A 19,390-nucleotide genomic window follows, 5' to 3' on the forward strand; every position below is an offset into this window, starting at 1 on the left:
GTCTTATTGCGCGGCGGGCCGGGCCGGAGCGGCCGCGTCGAGCGCGAGGTTGAGTTCCAGGACATTGACGCGCGGATCGCCAAGCAGACCGAGCTGGCGCGCATGGGTATGCTGATCCACGAGTCGAAGGACCTGCCCGACCGGGAGGCCACGCGCCCTGGCGACGCGCGGCGCCTGCAGCCGCGCATTGGCGACCGAGACGTGGGGATCGAGACCGGAAGCCGAGGCCGTTACGGCATCGACCGGAACGGCAACGTCAGTCGCCAGTCCATTCACTGCCCGGTAGGTCCTGGTGCGCTCGTCAACGGCCGCGAGCAGCTTCTTGCTGATCGCCCCCTGGTTGCTCGCGCCACTCGCTGCGGCGTTGTAGGGCTGGTCGATGGTTCTGGACGGATCGGCCGGGTCGGCGCCCACCGTCGCACTCGGCCGGCTGTGGAAGTACTCCATCCTGGTGAAATGCTGGCCGATCTGGCGCGACCCCACCACCTTGCCGTCATTCACGATCAGGCTGCCTTGCGCCTGGTCGGGAAACAGAAGGTTGGCGACCCCGGTCGTGGCCAGCGGATAGCCGATGCCGGTCAGCAGCATGAAGAACACGGCAGAGACGATCACCGGCCGGGCGATGCCCTTGAACGGCGGCAGCAACGCCGGATTCGTTGTTTTGACGATGGTTTTTGCGTTATGCATGGGATCAGTCCTCAGAATGTCGCGCCAGTGAGCATCATCAGGTGCTCGACGATAGGACCGAGGGCGAGCGCTGGCAGGAAGGTCAGCCCGCCGACGACGATGACAATGAACACCAGCAGGCCGGCGAACAGCGGCGTCGCCGTCGAAAGCGTGCCGGGACCTTCGGGAACGGCTTTCCTGGCAGCGATCACGCCTGCCACGGCAAGCATCGGCAGCAGGGTCAGATAGCGGCCCGCCAGCATGGCAAGACCGATCGTCGTATTGAAGAACGGCGTATTGGCATTGAGGCCGGCAAAGGCGGAACCGTTGTTGGCCGTGCCCGAGGTGTAGGCGTAAAGCACTTCGCTGAAGCCGTGCGGCCCCATATTGGAGAGGCTGTCCAGCGTGGACGGCATGAGGCAGGCGATCGCGGTGAAGCCCAGAATGCTGAGCGGGTGCGCGAGAATGGCCAGCATCACGTACTTCATCTCCCGCGCTTCGATTTTCTTGCCGAGAAACTCGGGCGTGCGCCCGATCATCATGCCCACCAGAAAGACCGTCAGGATCGCGTAGGTGATGAGATTGATGAAGCCCACCCCGATACCACCGAACACGTTGTTCAACATCATCTGGGCAATCGGAACCAGGCCTCCCAGCGGCGTCAGCGAAGAGTGCATCGAATTCACCGAACCGGTCGTGGCCGCCGTGGTGACGGTGGCGAACATGCTGGTCTGGGCAATGCCGAAACGCACTTCCTTGCCTTCCATATTGCCGCCACCCGATGTCGCACTCTGGGTCTGATCGACCCCCATCGGTGTCAGCAGCGGATTGCCTGCCTGCTCAGCGCTGTAGATCAGGGTCAGAAATCCGAGGAACATCACCAGGAAAGCGGCGAAAAAGGTCCACCCCTGGCGCCGGCGCAGAATCATCGAGCCAAAGGCATAGGTCAGCGCCGACGGAATCAGCAGCATGCTGAGCATGTGCAGGGTATTGGTCAGCGGCGTCGGGTTCTCGAACGGATGCGCGGCATTCATGCCGAAGAAGCCACCGCCATTGGTGCCGATATGCTTGATGGTCTCGAAGCTGGCTACCGGGCCCAGAATGATCTGCTGCCTGACGCCCTCCAGCGTGGTCGCGACCGCATCGGCGCTCAGCGTCTGCGGCATGCCCTGCCACACATAGACCAGCGCCATCACGAAACTGGCTGGCAGCAGCAGCCGATAGAGCGAACGGGTGAAGTCGACCCAGTAGTTGCCGATATCCGTCGTGCTCTTGCGGCTGAGGCCGCGCATGAACCCGCCCGCCGCGGCCAGGCCGGTGGTGGCGCTGATCGACATCAGGAACGTAATGGCGGCCATCTGCGAAAAGTTCGAGAGACTCGATTCACCCGAATAGGCCTGCCAGTTGGTATTGGTCGTGAAGGAGGCTGCCGTGTTGAAGGCCAGATCCGGTGTCTGCGCGGCTCGTGCAAGCAGGTCGCCGGGCAGGAAATCCTGCACGCGCAAAATGAGATAACCCAGCAACATCATTGCCGCGTTGCTGAGCACCAGAACCATGCCATAGCGCTTCCAGGACATTTTCTCTTCCGGGTTCACTCCGAGCAGCCGGTAGGTCCCCCGTTCGAGAATATTGTGTGCCGGACTGGTGAAAAGATGCGTTATCCATTTCCCGAGCACCACGACCAGGCCGGTCATGATCGCAAGGATAACGACGAATTGAGTAATATCGCCAACCATGCTGGTACCCATCATATTTTTTCAAGGCTGATAATGAAACCGGCAACGAATGCGAAAAACACAAGCGTCACGGCCACGAAAACTAAGTCACCCATATACGTCACCCAGGAGTAGTTGATAGGTTTTCAGGGTCCGCCATTCAGAATTTTTCTGCCTTTACCAGCGCAAAAAACAGATAGGCAAACAGACCGATTGAAATGACACCTGCCAATATATTGATGAAATTTGCGCCCATGTTAAGCTCCTAATCAAGGCACGGCATGCATGCATGCCTTATCGGATGCTATGGATTTCAGGCTTCATACTCTGTCGCTTTTGCGGTTCGATTACTGCTTTTAAAAACGGTAATCGCAAGCACAGCCAACCATTCCAAGCACGAACCGGGAGAGTAGGGATTTTGATATAGAACCGGGAAATTGATTTCAGGCAAACCTGTAAAAATCGCATATGGAATGCCCGGAACCTGCGCTGATACCGAGGCCCGGGTGAATGGCACCATAATCAGGTCTGATCCGTTTTCCGCGGTCGAAGCCAATTGCTGTTGGCGGCCCGGCAATACCGCTGCAGTGGCGGTCTCGGCCAGGACCGGTCCGTCGCCATGAGGCCCGGGGCAGGTCAGCCGCCCGCTTCGCGCCGCAGCAGTTCGCGCTTGCGCTCGACGCCCCAGCGATAGCCGGAGATATCGCCGTCGCGGCGCACCACGCGGTGACAGGGGATGGCCACCGCCAGGCAGTTGGCACCGCAGGCCTGAGCCACGGCGCGAACCGCCTTCGGCGCGCCGATGCGCGCGGCGATGTCGCCATAGCTGACCGTCGTGCCCGGCGGGATGTCGCGCAGCGCCAGCCACACCCGTTCCTGGAAGGCGGTGCCGCGCACGTCCAGCGGCAGATTCAGGCCCAGCGCCGGCGCCTCGACAAAACCGACCACCTCGGCCACCAGCCGCTCGAAGCCGGCATCGCCGCCGATCAGCGTGGCGCGGGGAAACCGGTCCTGCAATTCGCGCAGCAGCCGGTCCGGGTCATCGCCGAGCAGGATTGCGCACAACCCGCGCTGGCTTTGCGCCACCAGAATCGCCCCCAGCGAGCACTGACCGACGGCAAAGCGGATTTCGGCGTGCCGGCCACCGTCGCGGTAGTCGCGGGGCCGCATGCCGAGCAGGCCTGCCGAGGAGTCATAGAAACGGCTGCTGGCGTTGAAGCCGGCTTCATGGGCGGCGGCCGTGACCGAGGCCGCCCCGCCCAGTTCCGCCCGCAGCCGACGGGCGCGGAACGCATTCGCATAGGCCTTGGGTGTCAGCCCGGTTTCGGCCTTGAACAGCCGGTGGAAGTGGAACGGACTGATGCCCAGCCGGGCGGCAATGTCGGCCAGCACCGGCGGTGTCTCCGCCGCTTCAATCAGCCGGCAGGCCCCGGCCACCAGCGTGGCGCGGCGGGCGGCGGCCGCGCTCTGGTCGGCGGAAAGGCGGCGGCTCGGACGGTAGCCGGCCGCCTCGGCATCCTGTGCGGTGGCAAAGAACACGACATGCTCGCGCTTCGGCAGCCGCGCCGAGGCACTGGGCCGGCAGTAAACCCCGGTGGTGGTGACGGCATAGACGAACTGGCCATCGGCACGGGCATCACGGGCCTGCACCGCCGCCCAGCGGGCATCATCGCCGTCGATGCGCGGAAGATCGGTAAGTGGGTCAAGGGTCATGACAGGTCCGGCGGCACGGGGGACAGTGTCCACTGTAGCGGCGAATCCGGTCGCAAGCGCCCCGTTTCTTGCGACCGAATCCGGTGCCAGCACCGGCCGCGGACAGTTTGCCGCAGGGGAAAACCTGATTGGCAGCGGGGACCATGCCAATGTGCTTGATGCAGATCAAAGTGCTCCACAAATTTTATCGTCATCAAAAGAATTGAATGTCATAAGAAGCGTCCTTCACATGATCCATTGGCTGACAATCCACCATGCGACGCATCCGCCAAAGCGATTTGGTCCTGAACGAGCCTCTGCCTTGGCCGTTGTATGACGAGAATGGCAACCTGTTGCTGCGCGAGGGCTATGTGCTGAGCATCCCGCGCCATATCGACTCGTTGCTGGCGCGCGGTGCCTATGCGCCCGATCCGCCAGCCGACAACCCCGGGCAGCCGGTTCCCACCCTTCCCGATTACGTCGTGCCGCCCCCGGCTGCAGACCCGGTCTTCGCCCGGGCCGACACCCTGGCGCTGACACTGAAGCGCCTGCATGCCCACCTGCTGGCCGCCTCGCTGCAGGCCGAGCTGCGGCAGGTCGTCCTTGCCCTGGCGCGCGGCATCATCGACGCCTGCAGCGAAGACGCCGACGCCCTGCTGGCCGCCCTGCACCTGGATCGCCAGCACCCGTATCTGGTAATCCAGCAGCTGCTTGGCGCCACGCTGGTCGAAGTGGCCGCGCGCGAAATGGCACTGGATGAATCGACCCGCCTGTCGCTGGCCTGTGCAGCACTGACGCGCGATCTGGCCCTGCTGCCGGTCCAGACGCAGCTCGACCAGCAGGCCGGGGCGCTGACGCCGGAGCAGGCCGCGCTGGTACGCAGCCACCCCGAACGCTCGGCCGCCCTGCTGGCCACGATGGGCGTGACCGATCCGCTGTGGCTCGAACTGGTCCGCCAGCACCACGAGCGGACCGACGGTTCCGGTTATCCGCGCGCCCTGAGCGGCGACGCCATCCTGCCCGGCGCCCGCCTGCTGGCCATTGCCGACTCCTATGCGGCCATGGTGACGCCGCGGCCGAACCGGGTCGGACAGTTCCCGCGCGATGCACTGAAATCCCTGTTCCTCGAGCGCGCCCGACTGTATGACGATCCGCTGGTACAGCTGTCGATCAAGACCCTGACCATGCACCCGCCCGGCACGCTGGCACGGCTGGCGAACGGCGAATTCGCCGTGGTGCGTTCGCGGCAGAAGCAGAATGAACCGATGGACCTGTGGAGTCTGTACGACAGCAGCGGCATGCCGATCCTGCGCCCGCAACGTCGCGATTCGACCGACCCCGCCCATGGCATTACTGGCTCGCTGCGCGTCGAGGAATGCCGTTCCGCCGCGCTGGTGCTCAAGCGCCTGTGGATGAAATCATAAGAAAGCCCAAGTCATGAAGCAGAACCTGCCCGTTACCTCCCGGCAAACCGACATCCCTCCCGGCGTAACCCTGGTTTCCAAGACCGACCTCAAGGGCGCCATCACCTATGCCAACGACGCGTTCGTCGAGGTCAGCGGTTATCCGCTCGACGAGCTGCTGCACCAGAACCACAACATCGTCCGCCACCCGGACATGCCGCCGGCCGCTTTCGAGGACATGTGGAGCACGCTGAAACGCGGTCAACCATGGCGCGGCATCGTCAAGAACCGCTGCAAGGACGGCGGCTACTACTGGGTCGACGCCTGCGTCGTGCCGGTCAAGCGCCACGACCAGGTCATCGGTTACATGTCGGTGCGCAAGCATGCCACGCCCGCCGCCATCGAAGCCGCGGAAGCACTGTACCGCGACATGGCGGCCGGCACCGTCCGGCGGCGCCCGCGTCCGCCGGCCTGGCTCGGCATCCGCAATGGCATGCGCGCCGGCAGCCTGTTCGTGGCCTTCCTGATGCTGGCCGGCGGTGCGCTGGGTATCGGTGGGCTCAAACTGGCTGACGATGCATTCTCCCGGCTGTACCACGCGCAGCTGGAACCGGTGGCCACCATCGGCAAGATCGAAACCCGGCTCAGCGAAAGCCGCGCCACCATGCTCGAAATCCGCCTGGCCCGGCAGGAAGGCAGTCAGGCCGGCCAGGACAGCCAGCTCACGGCGCTGGACAGCCAGGTGGCGAAGCTGCGCGCCAACCGCGACGAAATCAACTCGCTGCTCGGCCAGCTGACCGGCGCGGCCGATCAGGTCACCCGGCAGATGTACCTGCTGACCGAAGCGCTGAACCGTTACACCAGTGACGGGCTGCTGCCGGTGGAACAGGCCGCGGCACGTGACGACCCGCAGCGGGTCGACCAGCTGGTCAGCCAGCGCGTGCTGCCGCTGGAGCAGGCGGCCACCACGGCGGCCGTGGACCTGCGCAATTCGCTGATCACCGCGGCCCGGCAGGAATACGAGGACACGCTGGCGCGCAACAACCGCATCCGCAATTTTGCCATCGGCGGCATCCTGTTCGGGCTGGCGGTGGTCGCGCTGGTCGGCCATATGTTCATCCGCGGCATCGTCGACCCGCTCAATGCGTCCATCCGCCGGCTGAACCGCATTGCCCAGGGCGACCTGCAGGGCGAGATCGACCTGTCCGGCACCGGGGAGAGCGGCCAGTTGAACCATGCCGCGGCCGTGATGCAGCTGCACCTGAAGGTGATGATCGACGAGATTGCCCTGGCCGCCCGGCGCATCCACCAGCACTGCGCCACATTGAACATTGCGCTGTACGAGGTCACCGAGCACTCGGAAGAGCAGCATGACCGCGTCTATTCGGCAGTCCGCTCGCTGGACGACGCGGTGGCGGAGACCAGCGACCTCAGCGAACGGGCCGAGCGACTGCTGAATCTGGCCGGCGAATTCGACGCCAGTGGCATCGGTCAGACGCTGGTGGGCGAAACCCGCGAGCTGGCCACGGCAACCCGCCTGGCGGCCTTTGGCGCCGACGAGGTGGCCGGCGCCATGCGCCAGGTGGCCGAACTGATCGTCGAGAACCGGGGCGAGGCGCAGCGTGCCTGGCTGGCCTCGGAGGAGCTCAAGCGCACCGCCGGCGAACTCAAGAACCTTGTGGACTATTTTGAGCCGGAAAAAGTGGCGAACACCTAGCCAGCCAGACCCCGCCGCCGGATTTTCCGGCGAGATTCGGAAACAGAAAAAGCCACTGTTAATACAGTGGCTTTTTTTAATTAAACCGGGCAAATCAATGACGTTGATAATCGTGCGGATTCGCCTTGATCACTTTTTCCGCATAATCATTGGCAGCCTGAATCTGTTCTGCCGATTTGGCCGGCGCTGCCTGGGTAGCCTGTTCCTTCTCCATGCGCATGCGTTGCAGATTATTCATGCCTTCACCGCCAGCAAAAGCAGCGCCGGCCAGCAGACTCATGGAAACCAGCGGAAGAATGATTTTTTTCATGATGATGCCTCAATATTGAATTCTGTATGTCGATGTGATTGCTCTCACAATCCATTTGAACTGCGCGGCTTGTTTTACTGCGGTGTTCAGTCCATGGCTGAATAATAGTTATCAGCAACCGAAACAGATAGCGCAAATGATCGAACACATTGTTCAAAAATTCTGAACTACTATTGCATTTATTTAATCCCGCCTTAATCCGCTCACAGCCAGCCATGAAAAACGCCGCAGCCAGAATGGCCTGCGGCGTCAGACTGCCCGTCCACAGCGAACGGAGGAGCGAAGCGAGGTTTCCCCGCGACGGCGGGGACGGGAGAGGCAGGATTCAAACAGGCAGACTGCCGTGTCCACGGCAGACGCCTGTCAGTCAGGCGTGCACCGACGCCACGGAGACCGTCGGTGCCCATCTACGGAGCAGTCTTCAGACGTGCAGCAGCGCCATCTTCAGCGGTGCCTGACCGTCGTAGCTCGGGAAATCGGCCTCCGGCACGATCCACTCGACATCATGGACCGGACGGCCGGCCTTGGCCGCGCTGCGCGTCAGTTGCGCCAGCCAGGTGTCGCGATCGACCTGGGCCACATTGTTGCAGCAGATCAGCGTGCCGCCCGGGGCGGTGGTCAGCAGTGCCGGCTTGAACAGCGCCGCATAGTCATTGACCAGGTCGACCACGCCGAACGGGCTCTTTGCATAGCGCGGCGGATCAAGAAACACCAGATCGAACTGGCGCGGTTCCAGCGTCGGGAACGGCGGCATGCGCTTGCCGCGCACCCGTTCCGGCTGGCCGATGCCGGACAGCTGGCGCACGGCGGCGAACACGTCGCTCTGCACGAAACGCGGACGGTGCGGCAGGTCATTCAGCTTGGCGTTGGCGCGGCCGATCGCCAGGCTGGATTCGGCAAAATCGACGTTCATGACAAATGCCGCCCCGGCCCTGGCGGCGGCAATGCCGACACCGCAGGTATAGGCAAACAGGTTCAGCACCGATTTGCCTTCGGCCAGCTCCATCACCCGGCGCCGGCCGGCACGCAGGTCGAGGAACAGCCACGGGTCCTGACCGGCATGCCGCGCCTGGATCTGGTAGCTGATGCCGAGTTCACGCGCGAGGCGCGGCTGCTCCGCCACCGCCTGCGCTTCCGGGTCCAGCCGGTTGCCGACGCGCGAATTGGCGCCGCTGCGATCGTTGTAGACCGCTGTCAGGCCGGGCTGGGCGGTCTGGTAGAACTCGAGAATGGCCTGATGCTCGTCGGCTTCCAGCGGATGGTGGAAGGTTTGCAGCAACAGCAGGTCGCCATAGCGGTCGACCGACAGACCGGGACGGCCCTCGGCACTGCCATGGAACAGACGATAGGCATTGGTATCCTGCGCGTGCAGCTGCGCGATCAGGTCGGATCGCTGATCCGCTGCACGCTGCAGCAGTTCGGTAATGGGAGCGGACATGAAAACTTTCTGGAATAGGGAGCCGGACGCCGGGCAAGCCGCGGACCGGCCCTGGAATAGCGACATGGGCGCATGATACAGGTCGTTGACTGACGACTCTATGAGGAACGGACCGACGCCACCGTCACCGCCAGTGCCCATCCCGCGTGGCTGTCGTCACCCCTGCCACAGCGGCGACGCACTCATCGCGTCGATCTGGTCGCGCAGCTCATGGATGCGCTCTTCCCAGTAGCGCGGCGACGCAAACCACGGGAAGGCGGCCGGGAAGGCCGGATCGTGCCAGCGCTGCGCCAGCCAGGCGCTGTAGTGGATCAGGCGCAAGGTACGCAGCGGTTCGATCAGGTGCAGTTCGCGGCTGTCGAAATCACAGAAATCCTCGTAACCGACCAGCAGGTCGGTCAGTTGCCGCCGCTGCTCGTCACGTTCGCCGGACAGCAGCATCCACAGGTCCTGTACCGCCGGGCCCATGCGGCTGTCGTCGAAGTCGACGAAGTGCGGGCCGGCATCGGTCCACAGCACGTTGCTGGCGTGGCAGTCGCCATGCAGCCGCAGCCGGCCCACATCGCCGGCGCGGTCGAAGCCCCGGCGCACGCCGTCCAGCGCCTGCGCCGCCACCGTGAGATAGGCATCGTGCAGATCGCCCGAGATGACCTGGTGTTCCTTCAGCCAGGCCAGCGGCGTCTCGCCAAAGCTGACGATATCGATGGTCGGCCGCTGCCCGAAATCGCGCACCGCGCCCTGGGCGTGGATGCGACCGAGAAACCGCCCCAGCCAGGACAGGACTTCCGGCCGGTCCAGCTCCGGCGCCCGCCCGCCCCGGCGGGGGAATACCGAGAAGCGGTAGCCGTCATGCTGGTGCAGCGTGGCACCGCCGATCTGCAGCGCCGGCACCACCGGGATCTCGCGTTCGGCCAGTTCGGCAACGAAGGCGTGCTCCTCCAGAATCTGCGCATCGCTCCAGCGTCCGGGACGGTAGAACTTGGCGATCAGCGGTGCGCCGTCGTCGATACCGACCTGGTAGACGCGGTTTTCAAAGCTGTTAAGCGCCAGCAGGCTGCCGTCGACCTGCAGACCGACGCTTTCCAGCGCGGTCAGCAGGCAATCGGGCGTCAGCCCGGCGAAAGGAGGCACGAGGTCTGGGTTCATCGCTGCATGATACGCGCGGCGACCCGTCCCGCGTCATGCCTTGTTGCCGCTCCGGTCGCGCAGGCGGTGGGCATGCCACTGTTCAACTAGTGAATAGGCAGCCGGGATCACCGACAGGGTCAGCAGCGTCGAGCTGATCATGCCGCCGATCACCGCCACCGCCAGCGGCCCGTTGGTCTCGGCGCCAGCGCCAAAGCCGAGCGCGGCCGGCAGCATGGCCAGAATCACGGTCAGCGAGGTCATCAGCACCGGCCGCAGGCGCATCGGGCAGCTTTTCAGCAGGGCCTCGTCCACCGCCAGCCCGGCCGCACGCTGCTGATTGGTCACGTCGATCAGCAAAATGGCGTTCTTCGCCACCAGCCCGATCAGCAGGATCAGACCGATCACCGAGTACACGTTCAGCGTATGCCCGGTAATCCACAGCAACAGCAGCCCGCCCACCACGGCCAGCGGTTCGGCCAGCATCACCAGCGCCGGCTGCAGGAAGGAGTTGAACTGGCTGGCCAGGATCATGTACAGCAGCAGGCTGGCAAAGCCGAAGGTAAACGCCAGCTGACCGGCAGTGCGCGACAGCTCGCGCGCCTCGCCGAGATACTCGACCCGGTAACCGGGCGGCAGTGCCCTGGCAGCGGCATCGACCAGCTTGACCGCATCGGCCAGCGCCACGGTCGGCGAGCCCTTCAACTGGACCGCATATTGCAGATCCTGGCGCTGGATCTGGGTCGGGCCCAGCGTATGGCGGATGCGCGCGACGCTGTCCAGCCGCACCAGCTTGCCGTCCTGCCCGCGCAGGAACACCGCGCCGAGGGTATCGGGCCGGTCCAGCGATGATTCCAGCGCCCGCACCTGGATATCGTAGCGCTCGCCACTGTCGGAGAAGCGTGCCGGCGTGGTGCCGGCCGTCAGCAGATTGACCGCATCGCTGATCGACTGGGTCGACAGGCCCAGCCGGGCAGCAGCGGCGCGGTCGATATCCAGCTTCAGCTGCGGCTGGTCGAGGTCGACGTCGCTGTCCAGCCGGCCAATGCGGCTGTCGGCACCCAGCCGGGTGGCCAGGGCATCGGCGGACTGGCTGACAACATCCAGCGCCGGCCCCACCACGGAAAACTGCAGCTTGCCGCCCCGGCTTTCACCGATGCGCGGAAACGGGAAGACCGACGGCCGCACGCCGGGCACCTGGGTAAACGCCTTGCGCATCGCCGCCATCAGCTCGCTTTGCGAGCGCTGGCGTTCGGCCTTGGGTTTCAGGCGCACGACGAAGGTGGTCTGGTTGACCTGCCCGCCGCCGAAGCCGCCGATGATGGACAGAAAACTGCCGATTTCGGGCTGGGCGCGGATGATCTTCTCCAGCTCGGCCGTCTTGCGGTCGGTGTAGTCGATTGACGCCCCGATCGGCGTCTTCATGCTGACCAGGAAGCGGCCTTCGTCCTCTTCCGGCAGGAATTCGGTCTTCATTACCATGAAAATCAGCGCGCTGGCGGCCACGCTGGCGCCAGCCACCGCCAGCACCAGCCCGCGATGGGACAGCGTCCAGCGCAGCATGCCGCGGTAGCCGTCCTCGAGGCGCTGGAACGCCGCTTCCAGCCGGCGGTACAGCGGGCCATGATGCGGCATGGTCTTCAGCATCCGGCTGGCCAGCATCGGCGTCAGCGTCACCGACACGAACAGCGACACCATCACCCCGGCGACGACCACGACGGCAAAGGAATTGAACAGCCGGCCGATCAGCCCGGACAGGAACACCACCGGCGCGAAGATCGCCACCAGGCTGAAGGTGGCGGCAATCACCGCGAACACCACCTGCTGACTGCCTTCCGCCGCGGCACGGAAACTGTCAGTCTCGCCTTCCTCGCGCAGCCGCCAGATGTTCTCGATCACCACAATGGCGTCGTCGACCACCACGCCGATCAGCAGCAGCAGGCCGAGCAGGGTAATGGTGTTGAAGGTGTAGCCAAGGAAATACATCAGCGCGACCGCGCCCAGCAGCGACACCGGAATCGCCAGCGCGACAATCAGGGTCGAACGCAGATTGCGCAGAAACAGCCATACCACCAGCGCGGCCAGCAGGGTGCCCTCGAACAAGTGGTCTTCCAGCGCATTGACCATTTCAACCACGAAGCTGGAATCGTTCGACGCCACGGTCAGCTTCACCCCCGGCGGCAGCGCCGGCACGATTTCCTTTTTGACCTTGTCCAGCACGCCATCGGCCACCGCCACCATATTGCTGTTGGTCACGCGGATGATGCCGATATTCACCCCCGGCTGGCCGTTGAAGCGGGTGATGCTGCGCACGTCCCCCTCGCCATCGGCCACCACGGCGACATCGGCCAGCCGGATGGCGGCAGCGCCGCGGTAGCCGACCACCAGTTCGCGCAATTCGTCGATGGTGGTGTATTCGAGGTTCAGGTTGACCTGGTATTCGCGGTCGCCTTCCTTCAGCGTGCCGCCCGGCGCCTGGCGGTGCTCACGCGAAACGGCCGCGTCCACATCCATCGGCGACAGGCCGAAGCCGGCCAGCTTGACCGGATCGAGGTCGACGCGGATCACCCGCTCGCCCCGTCCGCGGATGATGACCTCGCCGACGCCGTCGATGGTCTCCAGCCGCTTCTTGATGACCGTGTCCGCATACGCGTACAGCTGCTTGGCGGTACGGTCGCCGGTCAGGCCAAGCCAGATGATCGGGCTGGCATTGGCATCGGTCTTCGACACCACCGGCGCGTCAGCCGCATCGGGCAGCTGGCGCTGTGCCTGGCTGACCTTGACCTGGACCTCGTTGAAGGCCACGTCGACGTTCTTGTCCAGATTGAAAGTGATCTTCACCGACGAGCGACCGGCCTGCGAGGTCGACTCGATCAGGTCAACGCCGGGCACGCTGTTGACCGCGCTTTCGATCGCCTGGGTGACCGACTGGTCGATCACTTCCGGCGTGGCGCCGTCGAGCCGGGTCGAGACCGAGATTACCGGCTGGTCGATATTCGGATAACGGTCGATGCCGATGCGCTCGAAGGCGACCACGCCGAACAGGATCAGCACGGCCGACATCATGAACGCCAGCACGTGGCGGCGTATGGACAGTTCGGCAATCTTCATCGTGGGCTCCGCCGTGCGCCGCTCATCTGGCAGCCTCCGGCCGTGCCGACTTGTCGCGGATCGCCGCGCCGTTGGTCAGGAAACCGGCGCCATCGGCGACGACACGGTCGCCGGCCTTCAGCCCGTCGAGAATTTCGATGCGACCGTCCTGTTCGATACCGGTTTTGACCGGATGGGCAGAGACCTTGCTGCCGGCCGCCACATAGACCACGCGACCGGCCGGCCGGTCGACCACCGAAATCTGCGGCACCGACAGGGCGTCGCGGCGGGCCAGCACCAGATCTGCCGGCAATGCCTGGCCGGCGGTCAGGCCACTGCCGGCCGGCAGGGCGGCCAGCGCGATGATTGCGCCGCTGTTGCTGTCGACTGCCGGGCGCACATCGCTGACCTGCACGTCCAGCGGACCGGCATTGTCGCGATACACCCGCACCGTCAGTCCCGGCCGGATGGCCTGCGGATCGCGCCCGGTCAGTCCCAGCCGCAGCCGCAGACCGCCCTGTTCGCCGCTGAGCACAAACAGCGGCTTGCCGGCCGTGGCGTAGTCGCCAACGCCGACCAGACGGGCATCGATGCGACCGGCGATCGGCGCCAGCACCGTGGTCCGCGCGGCATCGCGACGCGCCTGGGCAGCCTGGGCGCTGGCTGCCGCATGCTGCGCCCGCGCCGCATGCGCCTTGGCGGCCAGGTCGTCCACCGCCGACGCGGAAATGAAGCCCTGTCCGGCCAGTTCGCGGCCGCGACGCCATTCGCTCTCCGCCTGCCCGGCCAGCGCGGCCAGCCGGGCGACATCGGCTTCGGCCGCCAGCCGCTTGCTGGCAGCATCGGCCGAATCCAGCCGCGCCAGCGGCTGACCGGCATGTACCGACTGACCGACGTCGGCCAGCACGGCAATCACCCGGCCGTCGACCTCGGCCACCACGTCGGGCGCATTGATCGCCTCGACCACGGCCAGCGCACGGGCGCGCTGCTCGATCGGCGTGATACGGGCGGTTTCCAGCGAAACCGACACCGGTGGCGGCCCCTTCGGACCGTCATCCCTGGCACCACCGGAGCAGGCGGCAATCAGGAGTGTCAACAGGACAGGCAGCAAACGGGGCATGGGCAGGATATCGAGCCGGTGAAAATCAGGGGTCGACCACGCACCTGACGGGCAGGCGCATGGCTTCGGAAAAATCCGGCAAGCATACGCTGTGAAGCTGAATATCGTCTTGCCACTCATGCCGGAACCGGCCACAAAGTCAGCCGTCGGTAGCACACCGGTAGGGTTTGTCGGCAACCTCGTTTAATATCCCCTGTCATTGACCGATCAATTGACCGACGACATCACTGCCGCCGCAACGACCCTGCCTCCTATGAATGCCGCCGAGCTAGCCGAACGCCTGTCCCGCCCCGCCCCCCGCTTCCTGATCGCGCTCGACGTGCCGCCTGAATCGCGCGCGCAGCTGGCGGCCGATCAGCAGCACCAGTTCGAACGCGGCCTGCTGCTGTGGGGACGAACCGGCCACCAGCAGGCAATGGATCTGATGCGCGAAACACTGGCCGTGCTCGGCAGCCTGCAGCGCGATCCGGTCGCCAGACAATTCTGCTGGCTGGCCGAAGGCGCGCTGGAATCGTGCAAGGACCGGTCGCCGGCCACGCGCGAAATTCTCAATGCCCTGTCGCAACAGGTGCGCAGCCTGGCGACGCAGACTTTTACCCTGCCCGAGGCGCTGGCCCTGTCGCTATGGCAGCGCATCAGCGTAACCGGCGGAGGCGAAACGGCCGCGGCCCTGCGCCGCCACCTGAATGCACCGGCGCCGGCCGCACCGGCCATCCCGACGCTGAACCCGGTCGATGCCATCCCGACTGTCGACGACGCGATACCGCCACCATCCGGGGGGCCGGCCATCCCGACGCTGGACCCGGTCGATACCATCCCGACTGTCGACGACGCGATACCGCCACCATCCGGGGTGTCGGCCATCCCGACGCTGGACCCGGTCGATGCCATCCCGACCATCGACGATATCGCTCCTCCACAGCCCGATGCCGATATCCCCGACCTGTCCCTGGACTGGGCCGTTCCGGATGCAGGGACAGACGCGCCGGTTCATGAGCGGCTCGAGTCGGTGCGCTGGGTTGCACCGTCCAGCAGCTATGCGCTGCCGACCCGGATGGAAGTTCCCCCGCTATTGCCGATCAACGAGCCGGCAGCGGCCATCCCCGAACTGTCCATTGGCGACGCACTGCCAGCCACCGATGCCGCGCCGACCGCCGATATCCCCGAGCTGTCCATCGGCGATGCACTCCCGGCCACCAACGCTGCGCCGGCAGCCGATATTCCCGAACTGTCCATCGGCGATGCACTCCCGACCGCCAGCGCCTCACCGGCAGCCGATATTCCCGAACTGTCCATCGGCGATGCACTCCCGACCGCCAGCGCCTCACCGGCAGCCGACATTCCCGAGCTGTCCATCGGCGATGCACTCCCGACCGCCAGCGCCGCACCGGCAGCCGACATTCCCGAGCTGTCCATCGGCGATGCACTCCCGACCGCCAGCGCCGCGCCAGCAGCCGACATTCCCGAACTGTCCGTCGGCGATGCACTCCCGGCCGCCGACACCGCGCCGGAAACCGGTATCCCGGAACTGACGATCGGTGACGCACTCCCGCCCACCGATGACGCGCCGACAGCAGCCATCCCCGAACTGTCCATCGGCGATGCACTGCCAGCCACCGATATCCCCGAACTGTCGATCGGCGATGAATGCCCGGCCGCCGACGCCGCGCCGGAAACCGGTATCCCCGAGTCGCCGCGACCTGTACCCGCCCCGCTGCCGGAGCTGCCGCTGATCGCCAGCGCCCCGTTTGCCGCACCGCGCCAGGCGCTGTCGATCGAGCCTCACCCGCAGGCCGCCGTCTTCGCCGCACTGGCCGCCGCCTTGCAGTCGAACTGGCAGCGGATCGCCAATGGCAGCACCTCGCACTTCAATCTGTTCCGCGACGCGCTGGTCACCCTGAATGACGGATTGCCGTCCCTCGGCACCCCGGCGCTGGCCAGGCTGGCCAGCGCGCTGCTGACGCATGCCGATGAGCTGCCGGTCTGCGGCCCCGCGGCCGATGAGGGCGAGCGGGTTGCCGAAGCGCTCGACAGCCTGACCGACTGTCTGAAGCGCTGGCCGAAACTGGGGGAGGACGATATCGAGGCGCTGGAAGCGCATCAGCGCGCGCTGACCGAGATGCCACAGGCCGGGACCCCGTTGCCGGAAGGCGAGCTGCAGCAGCTGGCTGCCGACATGCAATCGCTGTCGGCCACGCCGGCCGACCCGGTTCCGGCGCCACCTCCCGCTCCAGCCTCGATTTCGCTTGCCGAGGTGCCACACCTGTATGCAGCGCCCACCGATGCCGACGTACCGAGCAACGCGGCCATCGAGCGCGCCGCGCTGGGCGTCGCCGCTCAGGCGCACCTGACTGAACTGATCCATGGCCGCTCGCGCGCCTCTGCCGGCGGCGGCATCGACAACGACATGGTCCAGGCCGCCCAGGCACTGGCCGCCGAGGCCGAAGCGGCCGGCGAAACCGCACTGGGCTCGCTGGCTGCCGCCTTCGCCGCCGCCCTCGATGCCAGCCGCTTCCACCCGGAACCGGTACTGGAAATCGGCGCCGACATCATTGCCGTGCTGGTCGACATGATTGGCAGCGTGCAGCGTGGCGAACCGGTCGAAGGCGCCGAGGATCTGGTCGAGGTACTGGTCGAACTGACGCCGAAGGCGCCCCCGTCACTGTCGCTGCCAGAGGAACCGGCGGCGGGAGCAGAACAGGAACAGGAGCCGGTTCCCGCACCGGCCGCTTCGCCGGCGCCGGCCTTCGAGTTGCCGGACCTGAGCTTCGACGAGGAAGTGATGCCGCCATCCGCCATGGAACCGGAACCCGAGCCGGACACGCCGTGGCCGGACGAAATGCCCGACCTTGGTGACGACCTGACGCCACGCTGAGCCCAGATAAGACGAAGTGGAGAGCGCCGCGCCGGCGCTCTCCCTCGCAGTGATCAGCTCAAGCCGTCCAGCAACGCCTCGACATCGGCCGCGCTGTGTGCGGCGGATAGCGACACCCGCAAGCGTGCGCTGCCCACCGGCACCGTCGGCGGGCGGATCGCCGGCACCCAGATGCCGCGTTCCCGCAGCCGTGCGGCCGCAGCCAGTGCCGCGGCGTCGTCGCCGCACGGAAATGGCTGGATCGCGGTGCGGGACGGCAGCAGCGCCAGGCCGCGGGCAGCGGCACCCTCTCGCAGCTGCACGATGCGCGCCTCAAGGTCGGCACGGCGTTCATCGGCCTGACCGACCACATCGAGCATCACCGTCAGCGCGTGGGCCAGCGATGGCGGACAGGCCGTGGTGAAAATTGCCGTGCGCGCACTGTTGACCAGCCAGTCGATCACCGTGGCCGTGCCCGCCACGGCCGCCCCGGCCAGACCGGCCGCCTTGCCGAAGGTGGCCAGTTGCACCAGATTCGGACTGTCCAGCCCCGCGGCAGCCAGGCTGCCGCGACCGCCGTCACCGAGTATGCCGAAGCCGTGTGCATCATCGACATACAGCCACGCATCGTAGCGCTCGGCCAGCGCAAGCAGGTCGGCCAGCGGCGCCAGATCGCCATCCATGCTGTAGACGGCATCGACGGCGATCAGCCGCGCGCCGCCGGGATGGGCCGCCAGCCGGCTTTCCAGCCCGTCGAGGTCATTGTGGCGAAAACGCACGTGTTCGGCGCCGGACAGACGGCAGCCGTCGATCAGTGACGCATGGGCGAGCCGGTCGGAAAACACCGTGTCGCCGCGCCCGACCAGCGCACCGACCACACCGGTATTGGCCTGATAGCCGCTTGAGAACAGCAGGGCAGCCTCGCGGCCGACAAAATCGGCAAAGTGCCGCTCGAACCGGTCATGCGCCGCCAGGTGTCCGGTCAGCAGATGGGATGATCCGCTGCCGGCGCCAAAGCGGCGCGCCCCGTCGGCCAGTGCGTCGATCAATCGCGCGTCACTGGCCAGGCCCAGATAGTCGTTGCTGGCGAACGTCAGGTACGTTCGGCCATCCACCACGATATGCGGCCCCTGCGGGCTGTCGACCCGGGGACGCCGGCGACGGCGGTAACGCGCGTCGAGGTCGGCCAGGCGGTCGGCCAGTTCGGCAGGACGCGGCACGTCAGCAGCCAGCTTCCGGCTGCTGGTACGGGTACAGGTCCAGCTTGGCCATCAGTTCGGCGTCGTGGTCGGCTTCCGGGTTGCCGGTGGTCAGCAGCTTGTCACCATAGAAGATGGAATTGGCCCCGGCCATGAAGCACATGGCCTGCATCGCTTCCGGCATCTGCTGGCGGCCAGCCGACAGGCGCACGAAGCTGGTCGGCATGGTGATGCGCGCCACGGCGATGGTGCGCACGAATTCGGTCCAGTCCAGTTCTTCGGCATCGGCCAGCGGCGTACCCTCGACCTTGACCAGCTGGTTGATCGGCACCGACTCCGGCTGCGGATCGAGGTTGGCCAGACTGGCGATCAGGCCGGCGCGTTCCTTGCGCGTTTCGTTCAGGCCGACGATGCCGCCGCAGCAGACCTTGAGCCCCGCTCCCCGCACCTTGCCCAGCGTATCCATGCGGTCGTCGAAGCCGCGGGTATGAATGATGTCTTCGTAGTGTTCGGGCGAGGTATCAAGGTTGTGGTTGTAGTAGTCGAGGCCCGATTCCTTCAGCTGTTCGGCCATGCCCGGCTTCAGCAGACCGAAGGTGCCACAGGTTTCCATGCCGAGCGATTTGACCGCGCTGATGATTTCGCTGACCTTGTCCACATCCTTCTGTTTCGGGCCGCGCCAGGCCGCCCCCATGCAGAAACGGCTGGCGCCGCGCGCCTTGGCCAGCCGGGCCTTTTCCAGCACTTCTTCGACATCCAGCAGCTTCTGGCTCTGCACACCGGTATCGAAACGGGCCGACTGCGGACAGTAGCCGCAGTCTTCCGGGCAGCCGCCGGTCTTGATCGACAGCAGGGTCGACAGCTGGATCGCGCGCGGATCGAACAGGCGACGGTGCACTTCTGCGGCGCGATGGACCAGGTCGAGGAATGGCGTTTCGAACAGGGCCTCGACCTTGCACACACTCCAGTATTCAAGTTGGGGATGCGGCGTGGCGGGCTGCTGGAATTCCAGCGGACGGGACGGTGTGTTCATGGCGGATACTTGCTCGTGTCGTTGTCTG

The 19,390-nt window shown here is 65.7% G+C and carries 14 protein-coding genes; 3 read left to right on the forward strand and 11 right to left on the reverse strand.

Annotated features, from left to right (window positions below; genetic code table 11):
• Window positions 1-3: 3 nt before the first annotated feature.
• The 4 genes from kdpC to ada form a co-directional block, all read right to left on the reverse strand.
• Window positions 4-687, reverse strand: coding sequence for a K(+)-transporting ATPase subunit C (kdpC, locus tag DFO50_RS02975; protein ID WP_051528725.1), 684 nt, complete (start codon window positions 685-687; stop codon window positions 4-6).
• An 11-nt stretch (window positions 688-698) separates the two neighbouring features.
• Window positions 699-2,417 carry a potassium-transporting ATPase subunit KdpA gene (gene kdpA, locus DFO50_RS02980; protein WP_233495171.1) on the reverse strand — a complete coding sequence of 573 codons (1,719 nt, stop codon included), beginning with the start codon at window positions 2,415-2,417 and terminating at the stop codon, window positions 699-701.
• A 124-nt stretch (window positions 2,418-2,541) separates the two neighbouring features.
• Window positions 2,542-2,637, reverse strand: coding sequence for a K(+)-transporting ATPase subunit F (gene kdpF / locus DFO50_RS02985; RefSeq protein ID WP_084299915.1), 96 nt, complete (start codon window positions 2,635-2,637; stop codon window positions 2,542-2,544).
• Between the two features lie 380 nt (window positions 2,638-3,017).
• Window positions 3,018-4,094, reverse strand: coding sequence for a bifunctional DNA-binding transcriptional regulator/O6-methylguanine-DNA methyltransferase Ada (gene ada / locus DFO50_RS02990; RefSeq protein WP_107888930.1), 1,077 nt, complete (start codon window positions 4,092-4,094; stop codon window positions 3,018-3,020).
• Window positions 4,095-4,402: 308 nt separating this feature from the next.
• Between ada and DFO50_RS02995 the strand changes: the two genes are divergently transcribed.
• Together DFO50_RS02995 and DFO50_RS03000 are read left to right on the forward strand one after the other, a co-directional pair.
• The gene (locus DFO50_RS02995; RefSeq protein ID WP_028498637.1) at window positions 4,403-5,497 is read left to right on the forward strand and encodes an HD-GYP domain-containing protein; all 1,095 of its coding nucleotides are present in this window, start codon (window positions 4,403-4,405) and stop codon (window positions 5,495-5,497) included.
• Window positions 5,498-5,510: 13 nt separating this feature from the next.
• Complete coding sequence (locus DFO50_RS03000; protein WP_028498638.1) at window positions 5,511-7,193, forward strand: PAS domain-containing methyl-accepting chemotaxis protein; 1,683 nt, start codon at window positions 5,511-5,513, stop codon at window positions 7,191-7,193.
• Window positions 7,194-7,287: 94 nt separating this feature from the next.
• Here DFO50_RS03000 and DFO50_RS03005 read toward each other — a convergent pair whose 3' ends face one another.
• From DFO50_RS03005 to DFO50_RS03025, 5 genes are all read right to left on the reverse strand, one after another.
• A complete protein-coding gene (locus DFO50_RS03005; RefSeq protein ID WP_112692001.1) occupies window positions 7,288-7,503 on the reverse strand; it encodes a hypothetical protein in 216 nt (71 codons plus the stop codon).
• Window positions 7,504-7,924: 421 nt separating this feature from the next.
• The gene (locus DFO50_RS03010; protein WP_028498640.1) at window positions 7,925-8,941 is read right to left on the reverse strand and encodes a class I SAM-dependent rRNA methyltransferase; all 1,017 of its coding nucleotides are present in this window, start codon (window positions 8,939-8,941) and stop codon (window positions 7,925-7,927) included.
• A 156-nt stretch (window positions 8,942-9,097) separates the two neighbouring features.
• On the reverse strand, window positions 9,098-10,087 hold the full coding sequence (locus DFO50_RS03015) for a serine/threonine protein kinase (RefSeq protein ID WP_028498641.1): 990 nt from the start codon (window positions 10,085-10,087) through the stop codon (window positions 9,098-9,100).
• A gap of 33 nt (window positions 10,088-10,120) precedes the next feature.
• Complete coding sequence (locus DFO50_RS03020; protein WP_112692002.1) at window positions 10,121-13,177, reverse strand: efflux RND transporter permease subunit; 3,057 nt, start codon at window positions 13,175-13,177, stop codon at window positions 10,121-10,123.
• A gap of 22 nt (window positions 13,178-13,199) precedes the next feature.
• Window positions 13,200-14,276 carry an efflux RND transporter periplasmic adaptor subunit gene (locus DFO50_RS03025; protein WP_158537393.1) on the reverse strand — a complete coding sequence of 359 codons (1,077 nt, stop codon included), beginning with the start codon at window positions 14,274-14,276 and terminating at the stop codon, window positions 13,200-13,202.
• 211 nt (window positions 14,277-14,487) lie between these two features.
• On the opposite strand from DFO50_RS03025, the gene DFO50_RS03030 reads away from it, so the two are divergent.
• A complete protein-coding gene (locus DFO50_RS03030; protein ID WP_146745002.1) occupies window positions 14,488-17,151 on the forward strand; it encodes a hypothetical protein in 2,664 nt (887 codons plus the stop codon).
• Between the two features lie 53 nt (window positions 17,152-17,204).
• On the opposite strand, the gene bioF is transcribed toward DFO50_RS03030, so the two are convergent.
• Together bioF and bioB are read right to left on the reverse strand one after the other, a co-directional pair.
• Window positions 17,205-18,350, reverse strand: coding sequence for an 8-amino-7-oxononanoate synthase (gene bioF / locus DFO50_RS03035; protein ID WP_112692005.1), 1,146 nt, complete (start codon window positions 18,348-18,350; stop codon window positions 17,205-17,207).
• Between the two features lies 1 nt (window position 18,351).
• Window positions 18,352-19,362 (reverse strand): biotin synthase BioB, encoded by a 1,011-nt coding sequence (bioB, locus tag DFO50_RS03040; RefSeq protein WP_036385495.1) that lies wholly within the window; start codon window positions 19,360-19,362, stop codon window positions 18,352-18,354.
• Window positions 19,363-19,390: the final 28 nt, after the last annotated feature.

The organism is Microvirgula sp. AG722 (genome assembly GCF_003269145.1).
GTDB lineage: Bacteria > Pseudomonadota > Gammaproteobacteria > Burkholderiales > Aquaspirillaceae > Microvirgula > Microvirgula aerodenitrificans.